Annotated in this window: 21 protein-coding genes and 1 pseudogene; 7 read left to right on the forward strand and 15 right to left on the reverse strand. The window is 71.1% G+C overall.

The window, feature by feature from the left end; genetic code table 11:
- Window positions 1–19: 19 nt before the first annotated feature.
- The 5 genes from XM48_RS12150 to XM48_RS12170 all read right to left on the reverse strand — a co-directional run bounded on the left by XM48_RS12150 (window position 20) and on the right by XM48_RS12170 (window position 4,512).
- A complete protein-coding gene (locus XM48_RS12150) occupies window positions 20–1,069 on the reverse strand; it encodes an ABC transporter ATP-binding protein (RefSeq protein WP_046456092.1) in 1,050 nt (349 codons plus the stop codon).
- Window positions 1,053–1,859: an ABC transporter permease gene (locus XM48_RS12155; RefSeq protein WP_084821157.1), complete on the reverse strand. Its 807-nt coding sequence runs from the start codon at window positions 1,857–1,859 to the stop codon at window positions 1,053–1,055. Before XM48_RS12155 ends, XM48_RS12150 begins: the two co-directional genes overlap by 17 nt.
- Window positions 1,856–2,740 (reverse strand): ABC transporter permease, encoded by an 885-nt coding sequence (locus XM48_RS12160; RefSeq protein ID WP_052961492.1) that lies wholly within the window; start codon window positions 2,738–2,740, stop codon window positions 1,856–1,858. The genes XM48_RS12155 and XM48_RS12160 overlap by 4 nt, the downstream gene beginning before the upstream one ends.
- Window positions 2,741–2,750: 10 nt before the next feature.
- On the reverse strand, window positions 2,751–3,875 hold the full coding sequence (locus XM48_RS12165; RefSeq protein ID WP_046456093.1) for an ABC transporter substrate-binding protein: 1,125 nt from the start codon (window positions 3,873–3,875) through the stop codon (window positions 2,751–2,753).
- A 61-nt stretch (window positions 3,876–3,936) separates the two neighbouring features.
- Complete coding sequence (locus XM48_RS12170) at window positions 3,937–4,512, reverse strand: cupin domain-containing protein (protein ID WP_046456094.1); 576 nt, start codon at window positions 4,510–4,512, stop codon at window positions 3,937–3,939.
- Between the two features lie 258 nt (window positions 4,513–4,770).
- Here XM48_RS12170 and XM48_RS12175 point away from each other — a divergent pair, with 258 nt between their 5' ends.
- The 3 genes and pseudogenes from XM48_RS12175 to XM48_RS12185 all read left to right on the forward strand — a co-directional run bounded on the left by XM48_RS12175 (window position 4,771) and on the right by XM48_RS12185 (window position 8,875).
- The gene (locus XM48_RS12175; RefSeq protein ID WP_046456095.1) at window positions 4,771–6,186 is read left to right on the forward strand and encodes an MFS transporter; all 1,416 of its coding nucleotides are present in this window, start codon (window positions 4,771–4,773) and stop codon (window positions 6,184–6,186) included.
- A 35-nt stretch (window positions 6,187–6,221) separates the two neighbouring features.
- Window positions 6,222–7,538 (forward strand): annotated as a pseudogene (locus tag XM48_RS12180) (flavin monoamine oxidase family protein); the annotation flags it as partial.
- The gene (locus XM48_RS12185; RefSeq protein WP_046456097.1) at window positions 7,535–8,875 is read left to right on the forward strand and encodes an NAD(P)/FAD-dependent oxidoreductase; all 1,341 of its coding nucleotides are present in this window, start codon (window positions 7,535–7,537) and stop codon (window positions 8,873–8,875) included. The pseudogene XM48_RS12180 and the gene XM48_RS12185, both read left to right, overlap by 4 nt.
- Here XM48_RS12185 and XM48_RS12190 read toward each other — a convergent pair.
- A complete protein-coding gene (locus XM48_RS12190; protein WP_084821159.1) occupies window positions 8,872–10,614 on the reverse strand; it encodes an FAD-dependent oxidoreductase in 1,743 nt (580 codons plus the stop codon). The two genes, XM48_RS12185 and XM48_RS12190, sit on opposite strands and share 4 nt — an antisense overlap.
- Window positions 10,611–10,796, reverse strand: coding sequence for a hypothetical protein (locus tag XM48_RS12195; protein ID WP_046456124.1), 186 nt, complete (start codon window positions 10,794–10,796; stop codon window positions 10,611–10,613). Before XM48_RS12195 ends, XM48_RS12190 begins: the two co-directional genes overlap by 4 nt.
- A 101-nt stretch (window positions 10,797–10,897) precedes the next feature.
- Between XM48_RS12195 and XM48_RS12200 the strand changes: the two genes are divergently transcribed.
- The gene (locus XM48_RS12200) at window positions 10,898–11,173 is read left to right on the forward strand and encodes a metal-sensitive transcriptional regulator (RefSeq protein WP_046456098.1); all 276 of its coding nucleotides are present in this window, start codon (window positions 10,898–10,900) and stop codon (window positions 11,171–11,173) included.
- A gap of 45 nt (window positions 11,174–11,218) precedes the next feature.
- Here the strand turns inward: XM48_RS12200 and allB are convergent, their stop codons facing one another.
- A complete protein-coding gene (gene allB / locus XM48_RS12205) occupies window positions 11,219–12,562 on the reverse strand; it encodes an allantoinase AllB (protein ID WP_084821160.1) in 1,344 nt (447 codons plus the stop codon).
- A complete protein-coding gene (locus XM48_RS12210; protein WP_046456126.1) occupies window positions 12,559–13,386 on the reverse strand; it encodes a bifunctional allantoicase/(S)-ureidoglycine aminohydrolase in 828 nt (275 codons plus the stop codon). The genes allB and XM48_RS12210 overlap by 4 nt, the downstream gene beginning before the upstream one ends.
- A 137-nt stretch (window positions 13,387–13,523) precedes the next feature.
- On the opposite strand from XM48_RS12210, the gene XM48_RS12215 reads away from it, so the two are divergent.
- On the forward strand, window positions 13,524–14,258 hold the full coding sequence (locus XM48_RS12215; RefSeq protein WP_046456099.1) for an aspartate/glutamate racemase family protein: 735 nt from the start codon (window positions 13,524–13,526) through the stop codon (window positions 14,256–14,258).
- 29 nt (window positions 14,259–14,287) lie between these two features.
- A complete protein-coding gene (locus XM48_RS12220) occupies window positions 14,288–15,538 on the forward strand; it encodes an aldolase (RefSeq protein ID WP_046456100.1) in 1,251 nt (416 codons plus the stop codon).
- Window positions 15,539–15,573: 35 nt separating this feature from the next.
- Here XM48_RS12220 and XM48_RS12225 read toward each other — a convergent pair whose 3' ends face one another.
- Genes XM48_RS12225 through XM48_RS12245 form a run of 5 tightly spaced genes read right to left on the reverse strand, consistent with a single transcriptional unit; the run spans window position 15,574 to window position 20,743 of the window.
- Window positions 15,574–16,365, reverse strand: a complete 792-nt coding sequence (locus XM48_RS12225; protein ID WP_046456101.1) for an ABC transporter ATP-binding protein — start codon at window positions 16,363–16,365, stop codon at window positions 15,574–15,576.
- Entirely contained in the window at window positions 16,362–17,198 is an 837-nt protein-coding gene (locus tag XM48_RS12230) for an ABC transporter ATP-binding protein (protein WP_046456102.1), read from the reverse strand. The genes XM48_RS12225 and XM48_RS12230 overlap by 4 nt, the downstream gene beginning before the upstream one ends.
- Window positions 17,195–18,106 (reverse strand): ABC transporter permease, encoded by a 912-nt coding sequence (locus tag XM48_RS12235; RefSeq protein WP_046456103.1) that lies wholly within the window; start codon window positions 18,104–18,106, stop codon window positions 17,195–17,197. The genes XM48_RS12230 and XM48_RS12235 overlap by 4 nt, the downstream gene beginning before the upstream one ends.
- Window positions 18,103–19,188: an ABC transporter permease gene (locus XM48_RS12240; protein ID WP_231580876.1), complete on the reverse strand. Its 1,086-nt coding sequence runs from the start codon at window positions 19,186–19,188 to the stop codon at window positions 18,103–18,105. Before XM48_RS12240 ends, XM48_RS12235 begins: the two co-directional genes overlap by 4 nt.
- A complete protein-coding gene (locus XM48_RS12245) occupies window positions 19,172–20,743 on the reverse strand; it encodes an ABC transporter substrate-binding protein (protein WP_046456104.1) in 1,572 nt (523 codons plus the stop codon). The genes XM48_RS12240 and XM48_RS12245 overlap by 17 nt, the downstream gene beginning before the upstream one ends.
- A 174-nt stretch (window positions 20,744–20,917) precedes the next feature.
- On the opposite strand from XM48_RS12245, the gene XM48_RS12250 reads away from it, so the two are divergent.
- Window positions 20,918–21,463: an Lrp/AsnC family transcriptional regulator gene (locus XM48_RS12250; RefSeq protein ID WP_197074203.1), complete on the forward strand. Its 546-nt coding sequence runs from the start codon at window positions 20,918–20,920 to the stop codon at window positions 21,461–21,463.
- Window positions 21,464–21,502: 39 nt separating this feature from the next.
- On the opposite strand, the gene XM48_RS12255 is transcribed toward XM48_RS12250, so the two are convergent.
- Entirely contained in the window at window positions 21,503–21,886 is a 384-nt protein-coding gene (locus tag XM48_RS12255; protein ID WP_084821161.1) for a hypothetical protein, read from the reverse strand.
- Window positions 21,887–22,027: the final 141 nt, after the last annotated feature.

The raw sequence follows: 22,027 nt of genomic DNA on the forward strand, positions 1-22,027 counted from the left end.
GTGGTGAGGGGTGGGTGGATTAGGCGGCGACGGCGTCCGCCGTCGCGCCGGGTTCGGCGTCGAACACCGAGGCGCGCGCGGGGTCCCAGCTGAGCCAGGCCGACTGCTCGTCGCCCGAGAGCCAGTCGAGCGCGCGCGGACCGCGGACGACGCCGGTCGAGCCGTCGGGCAGCACGACCTCGTACTTCCAGCCGGAACCGAGGTAGATCGCCTGGCGGATCGAGACGGGGATCGCGGGGCGCCCAGCGCCGACCTCGGTGTCGCGGGAGAAGAGCTCCCCGTGCTCGGGACGGACGACGGTGATCGTGCGGCCGTCGTCGCTCAGCACCTTGGTCGACTCGCCGATGAAGCCCGCGACGAACAGCGACGCCGGGGTCTCGTAGAGCTGCTTCGAGGTGCCGACCTGCTCGATCCGTCCGTTGTTGAACACCGCGATGCGGTCGGACAGCGTGAGCGCCTCCTCCTGGTCGTGGGTCACGAACACGAAGGTGCGGCCGACCTCGCGGTGCACGCGCCGCAGCTCGAGCTGCAGCCGCTCGCGCAGCTGCTTATCGAGCGCGCCGAGCGGCTCGTCGAGCAGCAGCACCTTCGGCTCGAACACCAGCGCCCGCGCCAGGGCGACGCGCTGCTGCTGCCCGCCCGAGAGCTCCTTCGGCGCGCGATCCTCGTAGCCGGAGAGCCCGGCGGTGAGCAGCGCCGCACGCGCCCGGGCCTCGGCCTCCTGCTTCGCCACCTTGCGCTGCCGCAGCGGGAAGGTGACGTTGTCGAGCACGCTGAGGTGCGGGAACAGCGCGTAGTGCTGGAACACGATGCCCAGGTCGCGCTTGTGCACCGGCACGTCGTCCATGCGCTTGCCGTCGATCTCGACGTACCCAGCGGTGAGGTCGGTGAACCCGGCGATCAGGTTGAGCGTCGTGGTCTTGCCCGAGCCCGACGGCCCGAGGAAGGTCATGAACTCGCCCGGCTCCACCTGCAACGAGACGTCGTCGAGCGCGATCGATTTCGGGTAGTGCTTCGAGACGCCCGCGAGCAGGATCTCGGCACCGGTCTGGTTACGCCCTTCGGCCACGGTTCTTCCTTCCGGTGAGCACGAGCGCCACGATGACGAGCGTCGTGATGAGCACGAGGATGACGGTCGCGGCGGCCGCGAGCGTCGGATCGGTGTCGCGAGTCACGCTCGCGTACATGAGGACGGGGAGGGTGTTGAGGTAGGGGCTCTTGATGAAGAGGGACAGCATGACCTCGTCGAACGAGGTGACGAACGCGAACAGCGCGCCCGAGACGAGTCCGGGGATGATGTTCGGCAGCGTCACCGAGAAGAAGGTCTTGAGCCGGCTCGCGCCGAGGCTCAGCGCCGCGAGCTCGAGCCGGTCGTCGAAGCCGGCGAAGCCCGCCGTGATCGCGATGACCGTGAACGGCAGCGCGAGCACCGTGTGCGCGAGCACGAAGCCGACGAGCGTGCCGACGAGGCCGAGCTTCAGGAACACGGAGTAGAGGCCGATCGCCACGACGATGCCCGGCACCACCATGGGTGCCAGCAGCCCGATCCGCAGCGTCGACGACGCCCGCTTGCTGGTGAGCGCCCGCAGGCCGAGCGCGGCGAGCAGGCCGAGCACGGTCGCGAGCAGCGCGACCAGCAGGCCGATCAGCAGCGAGTTGCCGAGCGCCGAGGTCCACGCCGGGTTCGAGAAGAACGACTCGTACCAGCGCAGCGACCAGCTCTCGGGCGGGAACACGAACGATGCCTTCCCGGTGAAGCTCAGTGGGATCACCACGAGGGTCGGCGCGATCAGCCAGACCGCGACGAGGATGCTGAACGCCCACAGGATCCCGCGCGTGAGCGGAGTGACACGGATCATGAGAACACCTCCACCGCGAGGCCGCGCTTCTTCGCCCCGCGCGCCACCAGGCCGACGAGGCCGAGCAGCACGAAGGTCGATACGAGCAGGATCACGCCGAGCGCACCGCCGCGGCCCCACTGGAGCAGGCTGCTCACCTGCGCGTAGATCGCCTGGGCGAGCATGCTGTCGGATGGCGAGCCCAGCAGCGCGGGTGTGACGTAGAAGCCGAGCGCCTGGATGAACACCATCAGCGCGCCCGCGGCGATGCCGGGGAGCGACAGCGGCAGGAACACCCGGAAGAAGGCCACCGACGGCCGGGCGCCGAGCGAGCGGGCCGCGGTCACGAGCCGGCCGTCGATCCCGCTCATCACCGCGTAGAGCGGCAGCACCATGAACGGCATGAGCACCTGGCTGAGGCCGATGAGCACGCCGGTGTTGCTGCGCAGCAGCTTGACCGGGCCGAGGTTCAGCAGTTCGAGGAAGCTGTTCACCACGCCGGAGTCCTGCAGCAGCACGATCCACGCGAAGGTGCGGATCATGAGCGAGGTCCAGAACGGGATCAGCGCGATCACCACGAGCCAGGCGCGTGCGCGAGGGCCCACCACGGTCATGAGGAAGGCGTACGGGTACGCGAGCAGCAGGCAGATGACGGTCGCCAGCGCGGCGTTGCCGAAGGTGCGCAGCAGGATCCCGATGTTCTGGGAGTTCTCGAAGGCCCAGACGTAGTTGTCGAGGCCGGGCTGCGGGTCGCTGACGCTGCGCCACATGCTCTCGAACACGGGGTAGGCGAAGACGCCGAGCAGCAGCGCGTACGCCGGCAGCAGGAGCAGGAGCGCCCGGACCGGTGCGCGCCGCGAGGTGTTCGCGGCGCGCACCACCGGGATGTTCGTGGTCGTCACGATGAACCGATCAGCCCTGCAGCCACTTCGTCCAGCGCTCGAGCTCGGAGTCGTAGTTCTCGGCCCACCACTTCGCGTCGGTCGGGACCATCTGCTTCGCGATCTCGGGCGCCGTGGTCAGGTACTCCTTGCCGAGCGCGTCGAGCTTCGGCTCCGCCTCGGTGTTGACCGGCGAGTACGAGGTGAGCTCGGTCAGCTTCTCCTGCTGCTCCTTGCCGAGGTAGTAGTTGATGAACGCGAACGCGGCGTCCGGGTTCTTCGCGTTCTTCGGCACGCCGAGCGCCTCGGTGATCTGCAGCGCCTGGTTCCAGATCGGCTTGTAGTCGGCGCCGTTCTTCACTGCGGCGTAGCCGCGGCCCGACCAGACGAGCGCCATGTCGGCCTCGCCCGACTCGATCATCTGCTGCGACTCCGCGCCCGTCTTCCAGTAGATGAGGCTGCTGCGGATCCCGTCGATGCTCTTGTACGCGCGATCCATGTCGAGCGGGTAGAGCTTGTCGGGGGCGACGCCGTCGGCGAGCAGGGCGCCCTCGTAGATGCCGGGGCCCACGTCCTCGAAGCCGGCGATGGCGCGCTTGCCCGGGAACTTCTGGGTGTCGAAGAAGTCCTTCCACCCGGTCGGCGCGGTGGGGTACTTCTTCGCGTTGTAGAGGATCACGTAGCCGTACTGCATGGCGGGCACGTAGCAGTCGCCGACGAGCCCGTCGGGCACCTTCGAGGTGTCGATGATCTTCTTGTCGATCGGCATCAGCAGGCCTTTGTCGCCGCACTGCTTCTGCGCCCAGATGATGTCGGTGTCGACGACGTCCCACGTGACCGCGTTGTTGTCGACCTGCGCCTTCACCTTCGCGTACTCGGTGGGGCCGTCCTCGAGCACGGTGGCGCCCGAGGCCTTCGCGAAGGGCTTGCCCGCCGCGTCCATCTGCCCCTTCTGGAACACGCCGCCCCACGAGACGAAGGTCACGGTCGAGCCCTGCAGTGCGCCCTCCTTGACCGTTCCGGCCTTGGCGGGCCCGCTGCCGAGGTCGGCCTTGGGCGCGGTTCCGCCCGAGGCGCAGCCGACGAGCAGTGCGCCCGCGCCGAGCAGCGCGAGGGACGACGCGACCGCGCGTCGCATCCGCTTGGGTGATGACATGGTGTGATCCTCTCCGTTGATGATCAGGGGTGGTCGGCCGGCCCTCGCGGGCGCGGTCGGGTTATGCGCCGTGCGCCTCATCGGGCGTCGGCGGGCTGTTGATCCAGATGACCCGGGCCTCGGCCTCGGACTCGTTCACGATGCGGTGCGGCACCGAGCTCAGGAACTCGATCGAATCGTCGCGCGACATCTCGAAGCGCTCACCGCCGAGCTCGAACACGACGGTGCCCTCGATGACGACGAACATCTCCTGCGCGTTGCCGTGCGTGTAGGGGTGCGCCCCCGTGCTCGCGCCGGGGGCGAACTCTCCCGCGTAGACCTCGAGGTTGCGCAGCGGCGGCAGCGAGAGCACGAACTTCTCGACGCCGAGCGCGCCCTCGAGCCGGGGACGGCGAGCCGCGCGGAGCACGCCGCGCGTGTGGGCGGCGCGCTCGTCGAGCAGCTCGGCGGGCGAGACGCCGAGCGCGCCGGCGATCTTGCGCAGCGAGGCGACGCTCGCGTTGGTGCGCCCGTTCTCGAGCTGGCTCAGGAAGCTGGTGCTCACGCCCGCCGCGGCGGCGAGCGCGCGCAGGCTCATGCCCCGCAGCTCGCGGAAGGATGCGACTCTCGGTCCGAGGTCGTCTTCGTGATCCGTCATGGTTCTCCTTCGAACCGTTCAGCTCCGCGACCGCTGGACTGAACCCGGATCGCCATCTCACTGAACACTGTGTTCAGTGATGTTTCGTTCACCGTACAGTCGACTCGCCCGAAGCGCAAGCGCTCGAAACGGACGGGCGTAGGCTGTTCGGGGTCCCGCCACAAGCGGGATCGGCCCGAAGTTGCGCACTGAGCACACCCACGGCTCGGTTGCACAGTCCGTGCACCGTCCGTCCCGTCCCTCAGTGAAAGCCGTTCCGTGTCAGCCACGAATCCCCCAGCAGCCTCCGCGACCGCGTCGTCGCAGCCCCGCAACAAGCCGGCGCAGGTGATCCTCGCCAGCCTCATCGGCACCACCATCGAGTTCTACGACTTCTACGTCTACGCGACCGCGGCCGTGCTCGTCTTCCCGGTGCTCTTCTTCCCCACCGGAAACGAGACGACCGCGCTCGTCGCCTCCTTCGCGACGTTCGGCGCCGCGATGCTCGCCCGCCCCATCGGCGCGGTCGTCTTCGGTCACCTCGGCGACCGGCTCGGGCGCAAGACCACGCTCGTCGCCTCGCTCCTGACCATGGGCATCGCCACGTTCCTGATCGGCCTGCTGCCGACCCACGAGAACATCGGCGTGTGGGCGGCGGTCCTGCTGCTGATCCTCCGTCTCGCCCAGGGCTTCGCCCTCGGCGGCGAGTGGTCCGGGGCGGCGCTCGTCGCCACCGAGAACGCGCCCGAGGGCAAGCGCGCCTGGTACGGCACCTTCCCGCAGCTCGGCGCGCCCATCGGCTTCATCATCGCGAACATGCTGTTCTACGCCATCAACCTCGGACTCGCCGATCCCGATAAGCCGGGCATCGCCTCCGAGGCGTTCCTGCAGTGGGGCTGGCGCGTGCCGTTCCTGTTCTCGGCGCTCATGGTGATCGTCGGCCTCTGGGTCCGCCTGCGCCTCGTCGAGTCGAACGCGTTCGAGCGCACCCGCGAGACCGGTCAGGTGAAGCGCATGCCGCTCGCGGAGGCGTTCACCCGGCACTGGAAGGCACTGATCCTCGGCACCTTCGCGATGCTCGCCACCTACGTGCTGTTCTACCTGATGACCTCGTTCACGCTGACGCTGGGCACCCGCCCCGGCCGCGACGCCGCGAAGGCCGCCGCCGAGAAGGCCGGCACCCCGTTCGATGCGGCGTCGTACGTGCCGGGCCTCGGCTACTCGTACAACGACTTCATCCTGATGCTCGTGTTCGGCGTGATCTTCTTCGGCATCTTCACGCTCGTCTCGGGACCGCTGGCCGACCGCTACGGTCGCCGCCGCACCCTGATCTGGGTGACCGCCGCGATCGCGCTGTTCGGCTTCACCTTCGTGCCGCTGCTCGGCGGAGGCACCGCGACCGTGATCTTCTTCCTGGCGCTCGGCTTCACCCTGATGGGCCTCACCTTCGGCCCCATGGGCGCGTTCCTGCCCGAGATGTTCCCGACCAACGTGCGCTACACGGGCTCGGCGATCGCCTACAACGTGTCGTCGATCCTGGGTGCCGCACTGGCGCCGCTCGTCGCGGTGTGGCTGTGGGGGCTCGCCGACGGCAGCCCGGTGCTCGTCGGCCTGTACCTCACGGGAGCCGCGGTGCTCACCCTCGTCTCGCTCATCCTGACGCCCGAGACGAAGAACATCGACATCGAGGCCTAGCGCGGCCCCAGCGGGCTCGCCCCTTCCGGCGGCGAGCCCGCTCCCCCTACGATGAACGAATCGCTCGCGTTCGTTCAAGGGAGAATCACGTGCGGATCATCGTCGTCGGAGCCGGCCTGTCGGGCCTCACTGCGGCTTGGGAGCTCAGCAAGTCCGGGCACGAGGTCACCGTGCTCGAGGCACGGGACCGGGTGGGCGGCCGCACCTGGTCGCAACGGCTCGGCAACGGCCAGGTGACCGAGCGCGGCGGCGAGTACATCTTCCCGACGGAGTTCCCGATCCGCCGCCTGTCGGCCGAACTCGGCGTGCCGATCATGTCGCACAACGTGCGCTACGGCCGGCGCACGGTGAACGGGCGCGTGATCTCGTTCGAGGAGCTCGGAGCGACTGGCGACCGGGTCCGCGAGACCCTCGCGCGGATGATCGCGGACGGTGCGCGGAACGTGTCGCTCGAGGCGGCCTTCGCCGAGGCGCTCGGCGCGGACTACCGGCTGGATCCGGTGTACCGGCGCACGACCACCTCGGCCGCGGCCGACCCGAACCTGGTCAGCGCCGAGGCGGTGCTGCTGCACGAGTCGGCGACCGAGGGCGGCTACGTCGAGGACGGCGGCCGCTTCGTCGGCGGCAACCAGTCGCTCTCGATCGAGATCGCGCGACGCCTCGGCGACCGGGTCCGCCTGGAGCACCCGATCGCGCGCATCGATCAGTCGGCGACGGGCGTGCAGGTCGAACTGCGCGACGGCACCCGGCTCGACGCCGACGCGGCCGTGCTGTCGGTGCCGCTGCCGGTGCTGCGCGACCTCGAGCTCGGCTTCGAGCTGTCCGAGGCGCAGCAACGAGCGCTCGGCCACCGCTTCATGGGCGTCGCCGCCAAGCTCGGCGTGCCGTTCAGCCGCGTCGACGACGACATCGCGCTGCAGAACCCCGACCACACCTGGTGGTCGTGGCGGTCCCTCTCGGTCGACGGCGAGCACCGGATCCCCGCGCTCTCCTGCTTCGCGGGCGGCCCGGCGGCCCTCGGTGCGCTCGGCGTGACCGACGGGCCTGAGGGTTGGGTGCGCGCGCTGCGCGAGATGCGGCCGGAGCTCGCCATCGACGGCGACCCCCTGCTGACCACCTGGGCCGACGACCCGTGGGCCCGCGGCTCCTACAGCGCCCCGAGCCTCGACTGGCACGCGGACGATGCGACCGCGTTCGAGCGCAGCGCCGGTCGGGTCGCGATCGCGGGCGAGCACACCGGGCTCGCGCAGTCGCTCTCGGGTGCCGTCGCCTCGGGCTATCGCGCCGTCGCCGCGCTCGAACGCGAGTTCGCGGCGGGTTCGGGATCGGCCGGATCGGGGGCCGGAGCATGACCGTCGACGGCACCGGCGCCCCCGAGGTCGACGCCGACGTCGTCGTGATCGGCGCCGGCTTCGCCGGCCTCGTCGCCGCGCGCGAGCTCGGCCGGGCCGGGCTCGACGTGATCGTGCTCGAGGCGCGCGACCGCGTCGGCGGCCGCACCTGGACCGACCGTCGCATGGGCCACGACCTCGAGCTCGGCGGCACGTGGGTGCACTGGGTGCAGCCGCACACCTGGGCCGAGATGACCCGGTACCAGCGGGACATCGTGCGCAGCCCCGCCGTCGAGGAGGCCTTCTGGCTCGGAGCGGGTGACGCGCCCCGACGCGGGTCGCTCGCCGAGTTCATGGCTGTGATCGACGCGGGCCAGCAGCAGCTCATCGACGACGTGCGATCGGCGATCCCGCGCGGCGTGGAGCCGACGGTCGGCGGGATCCGGGAGCTCGACGCGCTCTCGATCCAGGATCGCTTCGACGCGCTCGGCCTCGATCCCGAGGCGCGCAGCGCGAACGAGTCGGTGTGGGTGGGGCACGTGAACGCCCGGCTCGACCAGGTCGGCCTATCGAGCGCGATGCGCTGGGTGGCCGCGACGGGCGGGCGCTGGCAGCTCATGCACGAGGCCTCGGCCACGTACCGCGTGGTCGGCGGCATGTCGGAGTGGACCCGGCTCATCGCCGAGGACGTGCCGGGCGAAATCCGACTCGGCACCACCGTCGCATCGGTCGCGCAGGATCCCGACGCCGGTCTCGTCTCCGTCACGACCGCGGACGGTGCGACGCTGCGCGCCCGCCGCGTCGTCTCGACGCTGCCCATCAACGCGATCCGGGGCATCGCCTTCGAACCGGTGCTGCCCGAGGTCTGGCACCGCGCGGCCGACGAGACGGTCGCGTCGCAGGGCACCAAGGTGTGGGTCAAGGTGCGCGGCGCCGTGCCGCGCTTCTTCGCCTACGCGAGCCAGCGCCACCCGCTGTCCGTGCTGAAGAGCGAGTACTTCGGCACCGACGAGCAGGGCGAGTACTCGATCCTCGTCGGCTTCGGCCCCGACCACACCCAGCTCGACGTCACGAGCGTCGCCGACGTACAGGCCGCCGTCGGCGCGTTCCGCGGCGACCTCGAGGTGCTCAAGGTCGCCGCGCACGACTGGATGAAGGATCCCCTGTCACGCAACACCTGGATGACCCACCGGCCCGGCCAGCTCACCCGCGATCTGGCGGAGCTGCGCGAACCGCACGGGCTCGTGCGCTTCGCCACCACCGACAACGCGAACCTCTGGGGCGGCTTCGTCGACGGCGCGATCGAGAGCGGGCTGCGCGAGGCGAAGCGGATCGCCGAGGAGCTCGCTCCGAGCTAGGACCGCACGAGCACCGCGTCCCCGAGCACCGCGCGCGCGGTGAGCATGCCGCCGGAGAGCGACGCCGAGTCGAAACCCTCCTGCGCGAGCAGGCGGTGGGCGATGTGCGAGCGGACACCGGAGCCGCAGAGCGCGAGCACGGGACGGTCGGCGGCCGCCGCCCGGACCTCGCCGAGCCGCTCACGCAGCTCGGTGTGCGGCACGTTCAGCGCACCCGGCAGGTGCCCCGCGGCGAACTCCCCCGGGCTGCGGACGTCGAGCACGAGCGCGCCGTCGCGGAGTTCCGCCCAGTGCTCGGCGTACCAGAGCTCGAGCGTGCCGTCGACGACGTTCGACCCGACCATCCCGGCGAGGTTGACCGGATCCTTCGCACTGCCGTGCACGGGCGAGTACGCGAGGTCGAGGTCCACCAGGTCGCCCGCGGTCATCCCCGCCCGGATCGCGGTGGCGAGCACGTCGATCCGTTTGTCGACCCCGTCGGGGCCGACGCCCTGGGCGCCCAGCACCAGCCCGTCGCCGCGACGGACGTGCACGAGCAGCGACATCTGCGCGGCGCCGGGGAAATAGCCGGCGTGCTGATTCGGGTGCAGGTGCAGGGTGGCGAAATCGATGCCCGCGCGGTCGAGCGCCCGCCGATTGGCGCCGGTGAGCGCGGCGGTGAGGGACCCGACGCGGATCACCGCGGTGCCGAGCGGCGCCGGGATCGGGCGCGCGAGCTCCGGGCGCAGCAGGTGATCGGCGATCTGGCGCCCCGCCCGGTTCGCGGGGCCCGCGAGCAGCACCGAGCGGCGGATCCCGGTGACCGGATCGGTCGAGCGGACCGCGTCTCCGGCCGCGGAGACGTGCGGGGCGGAGGTCCGCCCGCGCTCGTCGACGACGATCGCGCCGTCCTCGCAGAGGATCCCGGCGGCCTCGAACACCGCGGTGTCGGGGCGCGCACCGGCAGCGAGCAGGATCGTGTCGGCGGGAAGGCGCGCGCCGTCGGACAGCAGGACGGTGTCGCGTTCGACGCCGGGCTCGATCCCGACCGCCTCGACTCCCGTGCGCACGCGGACGCCGATCCGCGCGAGCTCCGCGGCGACGGGCGCCGCGATCTCGGGTTCGAGCGGCGCGAGCACGTGCGGTCCCCGCTGCACCAGCTCGACTTCCAGGGCCCGCGCGCGCAGCGCCTCGGCCGCTTCCACACCGATGAAGCCCGCGCCGAGGACGACCGCGCGACGCACGCCGTCGGCCGGGAATTCCGATTCGACCAGCTCGCGCAGTGCGACCGCATCGCCCACCGTGCGCAGCGTGCCCACGCGCACCGAATCGATCCCGGGGATCTCGGGGCGGACGGCGATCGTGCCGGGCGCGAGCAGCAGCTCGTCGTAGGTGAGCACCTCGTCCCCCGCGGGAGTGCGCACGACGACCTCGCGCGCGGCCGGGTCGAGGCCGATCACCTCGTGCCTCGGACGCACGTCGAGGTTCAGCACGGCCCGCAACGACTCGGGGGTCTGCACGAGCAGCGCCGACTCGTCGGCGATCTCGCCGCTGACGTAGTAGGGCAGCCCGCAGTTCGCGAAGGAGACGTGCTCGCCGCGCTCCAGCACGATGATCTCCGCGTGCTCGTCGAGCCGACGGGCGCGTGCGGCGGCGCTCATCCCGGCGGCGACGCCGCCCACGATCAGGATCCGCCGCGGTCGCGCGTCGCCCGCGTCCCGCGTCCCGAGCGCCGCGGTCGATTCGTCCACCGCGCTCATCGGCCGAACAGTCGGGCGAGGAACCCGCCCCGCTCCGCTGCGGCGGCGTCCATCTCGGCGCGGGAGTGGGACCCCGAGCACCACTGGGACGCCGGCACCGACGCCTTCACCTGCTGCACGTGCTGGCCGCATCCGGCCCACGTCGTCTTGCCGCACACCTTGCACGCGGTGGGTCTGCACATCGTCCACTCCATTCGCTCGAATACCCTCGGGGGTATTCTGACACAATACCCTATGGGGTATCCTGGGAAGCGCTTTCGACCCACGCGACGAACGGAGCACGATGAGCAGCACGGAGCACGGGGATCCCGAGACGCAGCGCAAGATCGCGAACCGCCTGCGCCGGGCCCGCGGTCAGCTCGACGCCGTCATCTCGGCGGTGGAGGACGAGGCGAGCTGCCGCGACGTCGTGCAGCAGCTCTCCGCGGTCTCGAAGGCGCTCGACCGCGCGGGCTTCCTCATCGTCGCGACCGCGCTGCGCGAGTGTCTCGAAGCGCCGGAGGGCGAGTCCGAGCTCGATGTCGCCGAGCTCGAGAAGCTCTTCCTCTCGCTCGCCTGAGCGGGCAAAGGCCGCGGAACCCGGCTCGGTGCCGGAAGCCGCGCCTCAGATCACCCGCCCGGTCCGCGAGAGCACGCCCTCGCCGCGGCGGTAGACGGGTGCGCCGCCGAGGTAGGTCGCATCGACGACGCCCCGGAGCTCGGCCCCGTCCCACGGCGACATCCGGTTGCGCACGTGCAGCTCCTCGGCGTCGAGCGTGCGGGTCTCGTCGGGACGCACCACCGCGAAGTCGGCCCGCAGCCCCTCCGCGATCCGGCCCCGGTCTCCGATGCCGGCGATCCCCGCCGGACCGGTCGTCATGAGCGGCAGGATCGCCTCGAGCGCCACCCCGCGTCGCGAGGCCTCCGCCCAGACCGACGAGAAGCCCGTCTCGACGCCCGAGATCCCGCCCCAGGCGAGCCCCCAGTCGCCGTCGCCCTGCCGCTTCAGCTCGGGCGTCGACGGCGAGTGGTCGCTCACGATCGCGTCGATGGTGCCGTCGAGCACGCCGCCCCAGAGCAGATCCTGGTTCGCGCGCTCGCGGATCGGCGGGCAGCACTTGAACACGGGCGCAGCATCGGGGATGTCCTCGGCGGCGAGGGTCAGGTAGTGCGGGCAGGTCTCGACGGTGAGCCGCACACCGTCGGCCTTCGCCGCACGGATCGCGTCGAGCGCGCCGGCATCGGCGAGGTGCACGATGTGGGCGCGACCGCCCGTGCGCCGCGCGGCCTCGATGAGGCGCAGGATCGCGGTGCGCTCGCTCGCCGCCGGGCGCGACGCGAGGAAGTCCGCATAACGGCGGGCGCCGACGGCGTCGCCGAGATACTCCTCGTCCTCCGCATGCACGAGCAGGAGGCCGTCGAAGCCCGCGAGCTCCGAGAGCGCCGCTTCGAGCTGCGCGGCGTCGAGGTGACCGAACTCGTCGATCCCGGACGGTGCGAGGAAGCACTTCACGCCCCGCAGGCCGCCGCCGATGAGCGGCTCGAGCGCGCCGAGGTTCTCGGGCACGGCTCCGCCCCAGAGCGCGACGTCGACCGCGAGCCGCCCTTCGGCGGCCGCCCGCTTGGCGGCGATGGCGTCGAGGGTGGTCGTGACGGGCACGCTGTTCAACGGCATGTCGACGACGGTCCCGATGCCGCCGGCCGCCGCGGCCGCGGTCCCGGTCTCGAAGCCCTCCCACTCGACCCGGCCGGGGTCGTTCAGGTGGACGTGGCTGTCGATCAGCGCGGGGAGCAGGATCGCGTCCGCCGGGAGCACGAGCTCCGCGGACGCGTCGAACGGGTCCACCGCGGCGATGATCCCGCCTGCGATCCGGACGGTGGCCGGGGCGAAGCGGTCGCCGAGCCAGGTGTGCTCCGCCGCGATCGACGCGACGGGCGCGGACGTCGCGGGCTCGACCGCCCGGCTCACCTGCCGCCGCCCGGGGTGAGCCGCACCTGGCGGTTGACATCCTTGTACAGCAGGTAGCGGAACTGGCCGGGGCCGCCCGCATAGCAGGCCTGCGGGCAGAAGGCTCGGAGCGACAGGTAGTCCCCGGCCTCCACCTCGACCCAGTCCCCGTTCAGGTGGTAGACGGCCTTGCCCTCGAGCATCAGCAGGCCGTGCTCCATGATGTGGGTCTCCGCGAACGGGATCGAGGCACCGGGCTCGAAGGTGACCACGTTGCAGTGCATGTCGTACGCGAGATCGTCGGTCGGCAGCATCCGGGTCGTGCGCCACGTCCCGTCCGTGTCCGGCATCGCATCGGGCTCGATGTCGCGCTCGTTGCCGAAGCGCGCGCGGGGCTCGTGGCCGGCGAGCGGCTCGTGGTGCTTGCGGATCCAGCTGAACCAGGCGAGCTCCTCGCCCGCGTTGCGGACCGACCAGTCCGCGCCCGGGGGCAGGTAGGCGAAGCCGCCGGGCTCGAGCACGTGGGTCTCGTCACCGAAGCGCACGGTCAGGCCGCCGGCCATCACGAAGACGAAGGACTGCACTTCGGGCTCGGGCTCGGGCTGCTCGGAGCCGCCGCCGGGGGCGACCTCGACGAGGTACTGGGCGAAGGTGGTGGCGCCGCCCGCGACCGGACGGTTGATCACCCAGGTGCGGGTGCCGGTCCACTCGGGGAGCACGCTCGTCACGATGTCACGCAGCACTCCGCGCGGGATCACCGTGTACGCCTCGGTCACGACGGCGCGGTCGGTGAGCAGTGCGCGCTGACTGGGAAGCGCCGTATCCGGCACGCGATAGCTGGTCATCTGATCTCCTTCGATCGGTCGGAACGCGCGCGCCACGATGAGCCGCGCGGAGAATGCTCACCGATCATATGTCATACGTCTTATCGTCTGACATTTAGGGTACGATTCGAAACGGAACCGTCTCGCGAAGGAGCGACATGAAACTGCTGGCCGTCAACTGCAACACCTCAGGGTCCGTCACGCGCGAGATCGAGGCTGCCGCTCAGGCCATCGCCGCCCCCGGTACCGTGGTCGTCGGCGCCACCCCGAGCTGGGGCGTCGCCTCCGCGGAGGGGTACTACGAGAGCTTCATCTCGGCCGCCGCGGTACTCGACCTCCTGTCCACCTGGCCGGAGCACTTCGACGCGGTGATCATGGCGGGCTTCGGCGAGCACGGCCGCGAGGGCGCGCGCCAGCTGCTCGACGTCCCCGTCGTCGACATCACCGAGGCCGCCGCCATCACCGCCGCGCTCATCGGGCACCGCTTCGGCGTCGTGACCACGCTGTCGAGCACCATCGGATCCATCGAGCAGAGCCTCGACGGGCTCGGCCTCGCCTCCCGCTGCGCGGGCGTGCGCGCGTCGGACGTGCCCGTCGTCGACGCGGCCCACGACGTCGCGGCGACGGCAGACGCGCTCGCCGAGGCCGCCCGGCCGCTGCTCGCGGCGGGCGCCGACGTGCTGGTGCTGGGCTGCGCCGGCTTCGCCGGGCTCGACGCCCTGCTCGAGGAGCGCACCGGGGTGCCGGTGGTCGACGGCGTCGCCGCGGCCGTCACCCTCTGCGAGTCCCTCGTGCGCCAGGACAAGCGGACGAGCAAGGCCGGCGCGTACGCCGCACCGAACCGCACCAAACCGACACCGGGTTGGCCGGTGAGCGGGCCGGCGGTGCGCTGAGCGCATCCGAGACGAAACGAGGACGGAACATGCACCAGCAGTCGGCGTTGATCGCGCGGCTCACCCAGGACCTCGACCGCGAGCTCGCGGCGGTCGACCGACGGCTCGCCGAGCAGTATCCCGGCCGGCGAGCCGAACGGCAGCCGATCCACACCGTCTACGTGCCGGCGGACCGGTTCTCGGCGTCGACGGTCGCCGAGTGGGGCGCCGAAGCGGCCCGGATCCTCGACGCGAACGGCGATGATGCGGCGGGCCTCGCCGGGGTCGTCGGCCTGCCGATCGAGACCGTCGACGAGCTGCTGCCCCGGGTCCGGCGCAAGCTCGCCGCGGAGCCCATCGAGGACCTGCGGATCGACTTCGAGGACGGCTACGGGCCGCGCCCCGACGCGGAGGAGGACGCCGCGGCGATCGCGGCCGCCTCGGCTCTCGCCGCGCTGCTCGCGGGCGACGGCCCGAAGCCGATGCGCGCCGGGATCCGCTTCAAGTGCTTCGAGGCGGCGACCCGTGCCCGCGGCGTGCGCACCCTCGGACTGTTCGTCGGGGCCCTCGCGGAGGCCGGCGCCGTCGACCGGCGCTTCGTCGTGACGCTGCCCAAGGTGACCGCGGTCGAGCAGGTCTCCGCGCTCGTGACCGTGCTCGGCGCGCTGGAGGTCGAGCACGACCTCGAACCGGGCGTCCTGCGCTTCGAGATCCAGGTCGAGACGCCGCAGTCGATCCTCGCCGCCGACGGCACGGCGCTCGTCGCCCGCCTGATCCATGCGTCGGCAGGCCGGTGCACGGCCTTGCACTACGGCACCTACGACTACTCGGCCTCGTGCGGGATCGTGGGGCGATACCAGTCGATGGAGCATCCGGCCGCGGACCACGCGAAGGCCGTGATGCAGGTCGCGGCGGCGGGCACCGGCGTCGAGCTGTCCGACGGCTCGACGAACGTACTGCCCGTCGGCGACCGCGATCGGGTGCACGCGGGCTGGCGGCTGCACGCCCGGCTCGTGCAGCGCTCGCTCGAGCGCGGATTCTCCCAGGGCTGGGATCTGCACCCCGGCCAGCTCCCCACCCGTTTCCTCGCGACCTACGCGTTCTACCGCGACGGGCTCGACGTCACCGTGCGCCGGCTCGCCGCCTACGCCGGAGTCGGCGAACCGACCGAGTATCTGGACGAGCCGGCCACGGCGGCAGCGCTCGCAGACACCGTCGTCCGCGGGCTGGAGTGCGGTGCGATCGCGGAGTCGGAGCTCGGCGAGATCGACCGCGAGACCCTCGTGCGACTGCGTCGGTAGCGGATCCGGGCGCGCGTGCGCGCGCCCGGATCCTCCTACTCCTCGATCCCGGGCAGCGTGCCCATGCCGTCGACGGCGGGGATCGCGGCGAGCAGCCGCTGGGTGTAAGGCTCCCGCGGATCGGACCAGACCTGCTCGGACGGCCCGCGTTCGACGATCACGCCCTTGTTCATCACGGCGACCTCGTCGGCGATGGTGCGCACGACCGCGAGGTCGTGGCTGATGAACAGCAGCGAGGCGCCGGACTCGAGGGCCAGGCGCCGCATGAGCGCCGCGACCTTCGCCTGCAGGCTCGCGTCGAGCGACGCGATCGGCTCATCGCCGATGAGGAGCTTCGGCCCGGCGGCGATCGCGCGCGCGATCGCGATGCGCTGCCGCTGGCCGCCCGAGAACTGGTGCGGGAACCGGCTGCCGACATCGGCGGGCAGTTCCACCTCGCTCAGCAGATCCGCCACGCTCCAGCTGGTCGACTCGGGGTTGGCGCGCAGACCGTCCTCGATCTGGCTGCCGACCGTGCGCCGCGGGTTGAGCGAGGCGTAGGGGTTCTGGAACACCATCTGGATGCCCATGAGCTCGCTCGGCCGCCGGCGCATGCCGAGCTTGCCGACCGCGGCGCCGCCGAAGCGGATGCTGCCGTGGGCGATGGGCTCGAGCCCGCAGACCGAGCGGGCGAGGGTCGACTTGCCGCAGCCCGACTCCCCCACGAGGCCGACTACGCTCGACGGCGCGATGTCGATCGAGACGTCGTTCACGGCGGTCAGCGTGCCACCGCCCGGCAGGCGGTATCGGACGGTCAGATCCTGGATCGACAGCAGTGGCTCGGTCATCGTGCGGCCTCGCTTCCCGCGATCGGCTGCCCGTCCTCATCGAGGAACGGCAGATGGTTGGGCAGGGCCTCGATGAGGCCTCGGGTGTAGGCCTCGCGCGGGCGGCGCAGCACGTCGAAGCGCGGCCCCTCCTCGAGGATCACGCCCTCGCGCATCACCGAGATGCGGTCCGCCAGGCTCGACATGACGCCGAGGTCGTGCGTCACGAGCATGACCGCGAGCCCCAGGTCGTCGCAGAGCTGCTTCAGCAGCCGCAGCACGCCGGCCTGCACCGTGACGTCCAACGCCGTGGTCGGTTCGTCGGCGATGAGGATCTCGGGTTCGCAGATGATCGCCATCGCGATCGAGATGCGCTGCAGCTGCCCGCCCGAGAACTGGTGCGGATACTTCTTGATCGCGGTCTCGGGATCCGGCACCCGCACGAGCTCGAGCGTGCGGATCGCCCGCTCGCGCGCCGTGCGCTTGTCGATGCCCGCGTGCACCCGCAGGTGGTCGGTCAGCTGGCGGCCGATCGACAGCATCGGATGCAGGCTCGCCGTCGGGTCCTGGAACACCATCGCGATCCGGTTGCCCCGGTACTTCGTGAGCGCGCGCTCGTCGAGCTCGAGCAGGTTGCGCCCGTCGAACTCGATCCGGCCGCCCGTGCGGGCGCCGCCGGGCAGCAGCCCGCACATCGCGAGGCCCGTCATCGACTTGCCCGAGCCGGACTCGCCGGCGAGGCCCGTGATGCGCCCCGGCTCGAGATCGAGATCGATCCCGCGCACGACCGGTTTCGGATCGCGTTCCGACCCGAACGTGACCGTCAGGTCGCGGATCTGCAGTCCGCCGCTCATACGGCCCTCCCCTGCACGGCATCCCGCGTGTGCGGGTCCAGCGAATCGCGCAGCGAGTCGCCGATGAAGTTGAACGCCATCACGACCGTGAAGATCGCGAGGCCCGGGAACGCGGAGATCCACCACGCCGAGAACTGCTCGATGCCGCCCGCGACCATGGCGCCCCAGTCGGGCGTCGGCGGCACGGCGCCGAGCCCCAGGAACGACAGGCCCGAGAGCAGCAGCATGGCGGTGCCGACGTCGAGCGTGGCCAGCACGAAGACCGGCGCGAGCACGTTCGGCAGGATGTCGCGGCGCAGCGTGGTGAACGGTCCCGCGCCGAGCAGGCGCCCGGCGACCACGTACTCCTGGCCGCGGGCGCTCACCACGAGCGAGCGGGTGACGCGCGCGTACGCCGGCCACGACACGATCAGCATCGCGATGACGGCGTTCGTGAGGTTCGGGCCGAGTGCCGCGGTGATGACCATCGCGAGAATGATCGTCGGGAACGCGAACACCAGGTCCGAGAGCCGCATGATGACCTCGTCGACCGCCTTGCCGAAGTAGCCGGCGACGGCGCCGAGCACGCCGCCCAGCACCATGGCCGCGGCGACGAGCGCAAGCGACAGCGGCAGCGAGACGCGGGAGCCGTGGAGCACGCGCGACAGCACGTCGCGGCCGACCTGGTCGGTGCCGAACCAGTGCTCGGCGCTCGGCGGCTGGAGCCGCGGGAACGCCTGCGCCAGTGGATCCGCCGGGGCGATCACGGGTGCGAGCAGCGCGATCAGCAGCCAGCCGACGGCGATCACGATGCCCGTGATCGCGAGCGGCGTGCGGAACGACGGGTTGATGCGGAACCTGCGGCTGCGCGGCGCCTCGCGGCGCAGCACCTCGGCGGCGCCGGGCGCCTGGGGAGCTTCGGTGCTCATGCCACCCTCACTCTCGGGTCGACGACGCCGTACAGCAGGTCGACGACGAAGTTCAGTCCGATGTAGACGACACCGACGATCAGACCGACGCCCATGATGGCGGGCAGGTCGAGCTTCGTCGCGGCGGCGAAGGAGTACTGGCCGAGGCCGTGCCACGAGTACACCTGCTCGACGAGCACGGTGCCCGAGAGCAGCGAGCCGAAGGCGAGGCCGAGCACGGTCAGGATCGGCACGAAGGCTCCGCGCAGGATGTATCCGAAGATCACCGTGCGGCGGGGCAGGCCCTTCGCGCGCGCCGCCTTCACGTACTCCATGTCCATCACCTCGAGCACCGCGGAGCGCGAGAAGCGCGTCAGCAGGCCGATCGTGTAGAGCGCGAGCACGGAGGCGGGCAGGATCAGGTGCCGCAGCGCGTCCCAGAAGGTCCAGAGATCGCCCGCGAGCAGCGCGTCGATCGTGTACATGCCGGTCACCTGCGGCGGCGGGATGCTCGCGGGCTCGAGACGACCCGAGCCGGGCAGGATCCCGAGCAGGAAGAAGAAGAGGTAGTACGCGACGAGCGCGAGCCAGAACGTCGGCCAGGAGAGGCCGATGAGGCTCACGACGCGGATCACCTGGTCGACGAGGGTGCGGCGCTTGAGCGCGGCCCACAGGCCGAGCCCGATGCCGATGATCGCCGAGAACACGATCGCGGCGAGCGCGAGCTCGATCGTCGCCGGGAACGCGGCCCCCAGCTCCTTCGCGACGGGCTGGTGGCTCTGCACCGAGGTGCCCAGGTCGCCCTGGAAGATGTTGCCGACGTAGCGCAGGTACTGCATCGGGATCGGCTGGTCGAGCCCCTGCTCGGCGCGGAACTTCGCGACGATCTCGGGGTTGGCTGCCGCCTGCTCGCCGAGCGCGGCCTGCACCGGGTCGGCGGGGACGAGGTTCGTGAGCGTGAAGGTGACGACCGTGACGCCGAACATCAGCAGGACGGTCACCACGAGCCGCACGGCGACGTAGCGCACGAACGGGTGGAGGCCCGCTCGTGCGCTACGTTCGGCCGTGGCGATCGCTCGCGTCTGGCTACTTGATGAGGGCAAGGTCGACGGTCCAGACCGGGTTGGTCGTCACCGAGGAGACGCTGGGCGCCATGACCACGTTCTGGGCGGGCTGCAGCAGCGGGATGAAGGGGCCGCTCGCGTTGAGCTGCTTCTGCCAATCGCCGTACGCCGCGGCGCGATCCGTGCCGGTGGCCGCTGCCGCTGCCGTGGCGGTCTTCGTCACCGCGTCATCGGCTCCGGCCTTCCAGCCGGCGCGCAGGCCCACGAGCTCGCCGGGCGAGAACACGAGGTAGTTCGAGGGGTCCGGGAAGTCCGGGCCCCAGTACCAGAGGCCGACGGTCTCCTTGCCGTTGCGGTAGGCGTCGAGCTCGGTCGCCACGGGGGCGGGGGCGAGCTGCACCGTGATGCCGACCTCGGCGAGCTGCGCCTGGACGCTCTCGGCGACGTTCTGCAGCGAGAGGCCCTGCACGGTGATGTCGTTCGGGAAGTTCAGGGTGATCTTCTCGCCCGCGTAGCCCGACTTCGCGAGCGCGGCCTTCGCCGCCGCGACGTCGCGCTGGTTGCCGTCGGCGGCCTTCAGCGAGCCGTCGAAGAGCGAGGGCACGACGCCGCCGGGGCGCACGGATCCCTTGCCCGCGAGGTCGACGATCTTGTCGTAGTCGACGCCGAGCTTGAACGCCTTGAGGAAGTCCGGGTTGCTCGTCAGCTTGTTGACGGCGGGATCCTGGTTGAGCAGCAGGAAGATCATGTAGCGCGAGGCGTTGCTCTCGACCTTGACCTTCGAGCCCGAGAGCTCGGCGACCTGGTCGGGGTTGAGGTCGAGCGCGACCTGCGACTCGCCCTTCTCGACGTTGAGCTTCTGCGTGGGGCCCTCGACGTTGCGCAGCACGACGCGGCTGTAGGCCGGCTTGTCGCCCTGGTAGTTGGGGTTCGCCTTGAATACGACCTGCTTGGCCGAGTCGAACGACTCGAGCGTGTAGGGGCCGGATCCCGCGGACTCGCCGTTCAGGAAGGCCTCCGCCTTGTCGTTCGCGTCGTTGGTGCCCCCGTTCTTGGCGACGACCTTCTGGTTGACGACCGACAGCGCCGGGTTCGGAAGGATGAAGGGCAGCGCCGGGTTCGGCTTCGCCGAGGTGAGGGTCAGCGTCTTGTCGCCGGTCTTCTCGACCTTGATGCCGTCGAGCAGGAACGACGGGTTGCCCTTCACGCCCTGCACGCGCTGCAGCGAGAAGACGGCGTCGTCGACGGTCACGTCGGAACCGTCGGAGAACTTCGCCCCGCCCTTCATGGTGAGGGTCATGACCGTGTTGTCGGCGTTCATCTCGTAGCTGGCGAGGCCGTCGACCGGCTTGGTGACGTCGCTGCCGTTGAAGGTGAGGAGCGTCTGGTAGAGCGCCTTCGCCACGATCGAGCCGGTGGTCTCGTACTCGCGGTTCGGGTCCGCGGTCTTGAGGTCGAACGAGGCGTCGACCACGAGCGACTTGCCGCTCGCACCGCCGCCGGAGTTCGGGCCGCCGGCGCAGCCGGTGAGCGCGAGCGCCGTCGCGGCGACCGCCGTCGCGCCGAGGAGGACGCGGGACAGAGAATGCTTCATCGGATCTCCTTGATGATCGAACGGTCCGCGAACGGACCTGAGTGGAATTATGCTGTGAAGCCGCCGTTTCGTGCTACCCGATCCGCCGGATCGCACGTAACGTTTCGGTCACCCTGCCGTATTTCACCAATTCGTCCAGGATGATGAATGCACGGATCCCAAAGGAGGGACAGAGTGAAGCTCGACGACACCCACCGCCGCATGATCGATCTGCTGCGCCAGGACGGACGGCTCTCGGTCAACGCGCTCGCCGAGCAGCTCGGCATCTCGCGGTCCAACGCCTACCAGCGCTTCGAGCGCCTCATCCAGGCCGGGATCATCACCGGATTCCGCGCCGACATCGACCCGCGAGCCGTCGGGCTCGGCATCTCCGCGCTCGTCTTCGTCACGCTCGAGCAGGCGCGCTGGACCGAGTTCCGCGAGGCGCTCGCGGAGGTCGAGGAGCTCGAGTACTTCGCAGTCACCACCGGGCAGCACGACGCCATGCTGCTGGTGCGCGCGGCCGACGTCGCGGGGATCCACGGCCTCGTCTCGCTGCGCCTCGCGCAGTGGCCGTCGATCAAGTCGACCGAGACGGTGTTCCTCATGGACGAGGCGAGCACCCTCGCGGCGCTCCCGACGGCCCCGGCGCAGGCCTCCGCCGCGTCCGAGGAGTTCGACGGGCAGGTCGCCGGCATGACCCGGTTCATCCGCGCGCGCCACGGCGGCGCGCAGGAGTGAGCGGACGGGCTCAGCGGAGCCGGTCCGGACCGCGGAGGTTCAGCGCACCTCGACGCAGACACTCGTCTCGGGCCCCGCGGCCGAGCCGTAGAACTCGGTGAGGCGCAGCGCCCCGTCGCCCGTGCGCGAGACGACCGTCACGGCGTTGCCGTGCGTCAGCGTGCCCGAGACCGAGCGGTGGTTGTACGAGAGCCGCACGATATCGCCCTCGCGAACGCCGGCGAAGCGCCCCTCGACCACGGTGTCGCCGGCGTAGTCGCCCCAGACCACTCCCGCGTTCTCGAAGTACGAGAAGCGCGTCGGTTCGGCGGCGACCGAGCTCGTCGTCGAGTGCAGCATCTCGAACACGATTCCGTCGAGCGGAACCGCGACGCGCTCCCCCTCGATCGCGCTCTCGACGATCTCGATGTGCTCCCGGATCATGGCGTCCCCTCGTGCCGTGCGCCGCGCGGCCGTCGCGCGGGCGCTCCCACGCTAGTGGATCCGCACCGCCGGGAGCGCGGCCGGGCCCGGGCGCCCCGCCGGACGGGTTTCGGGGGAAGCCGGCCGGCGGAGCGCTCGGCC

It is taken from the genome of Leucobacter sp. Ag1 (assembly GCF_000980875.1).
Classification (GTDB): domain Bacteria; phylum Actinomycetota; class Actinomycetes; order Actinomycetales; family Microbacteriaceae; genus Leucobacter; species Leucobacter iarius.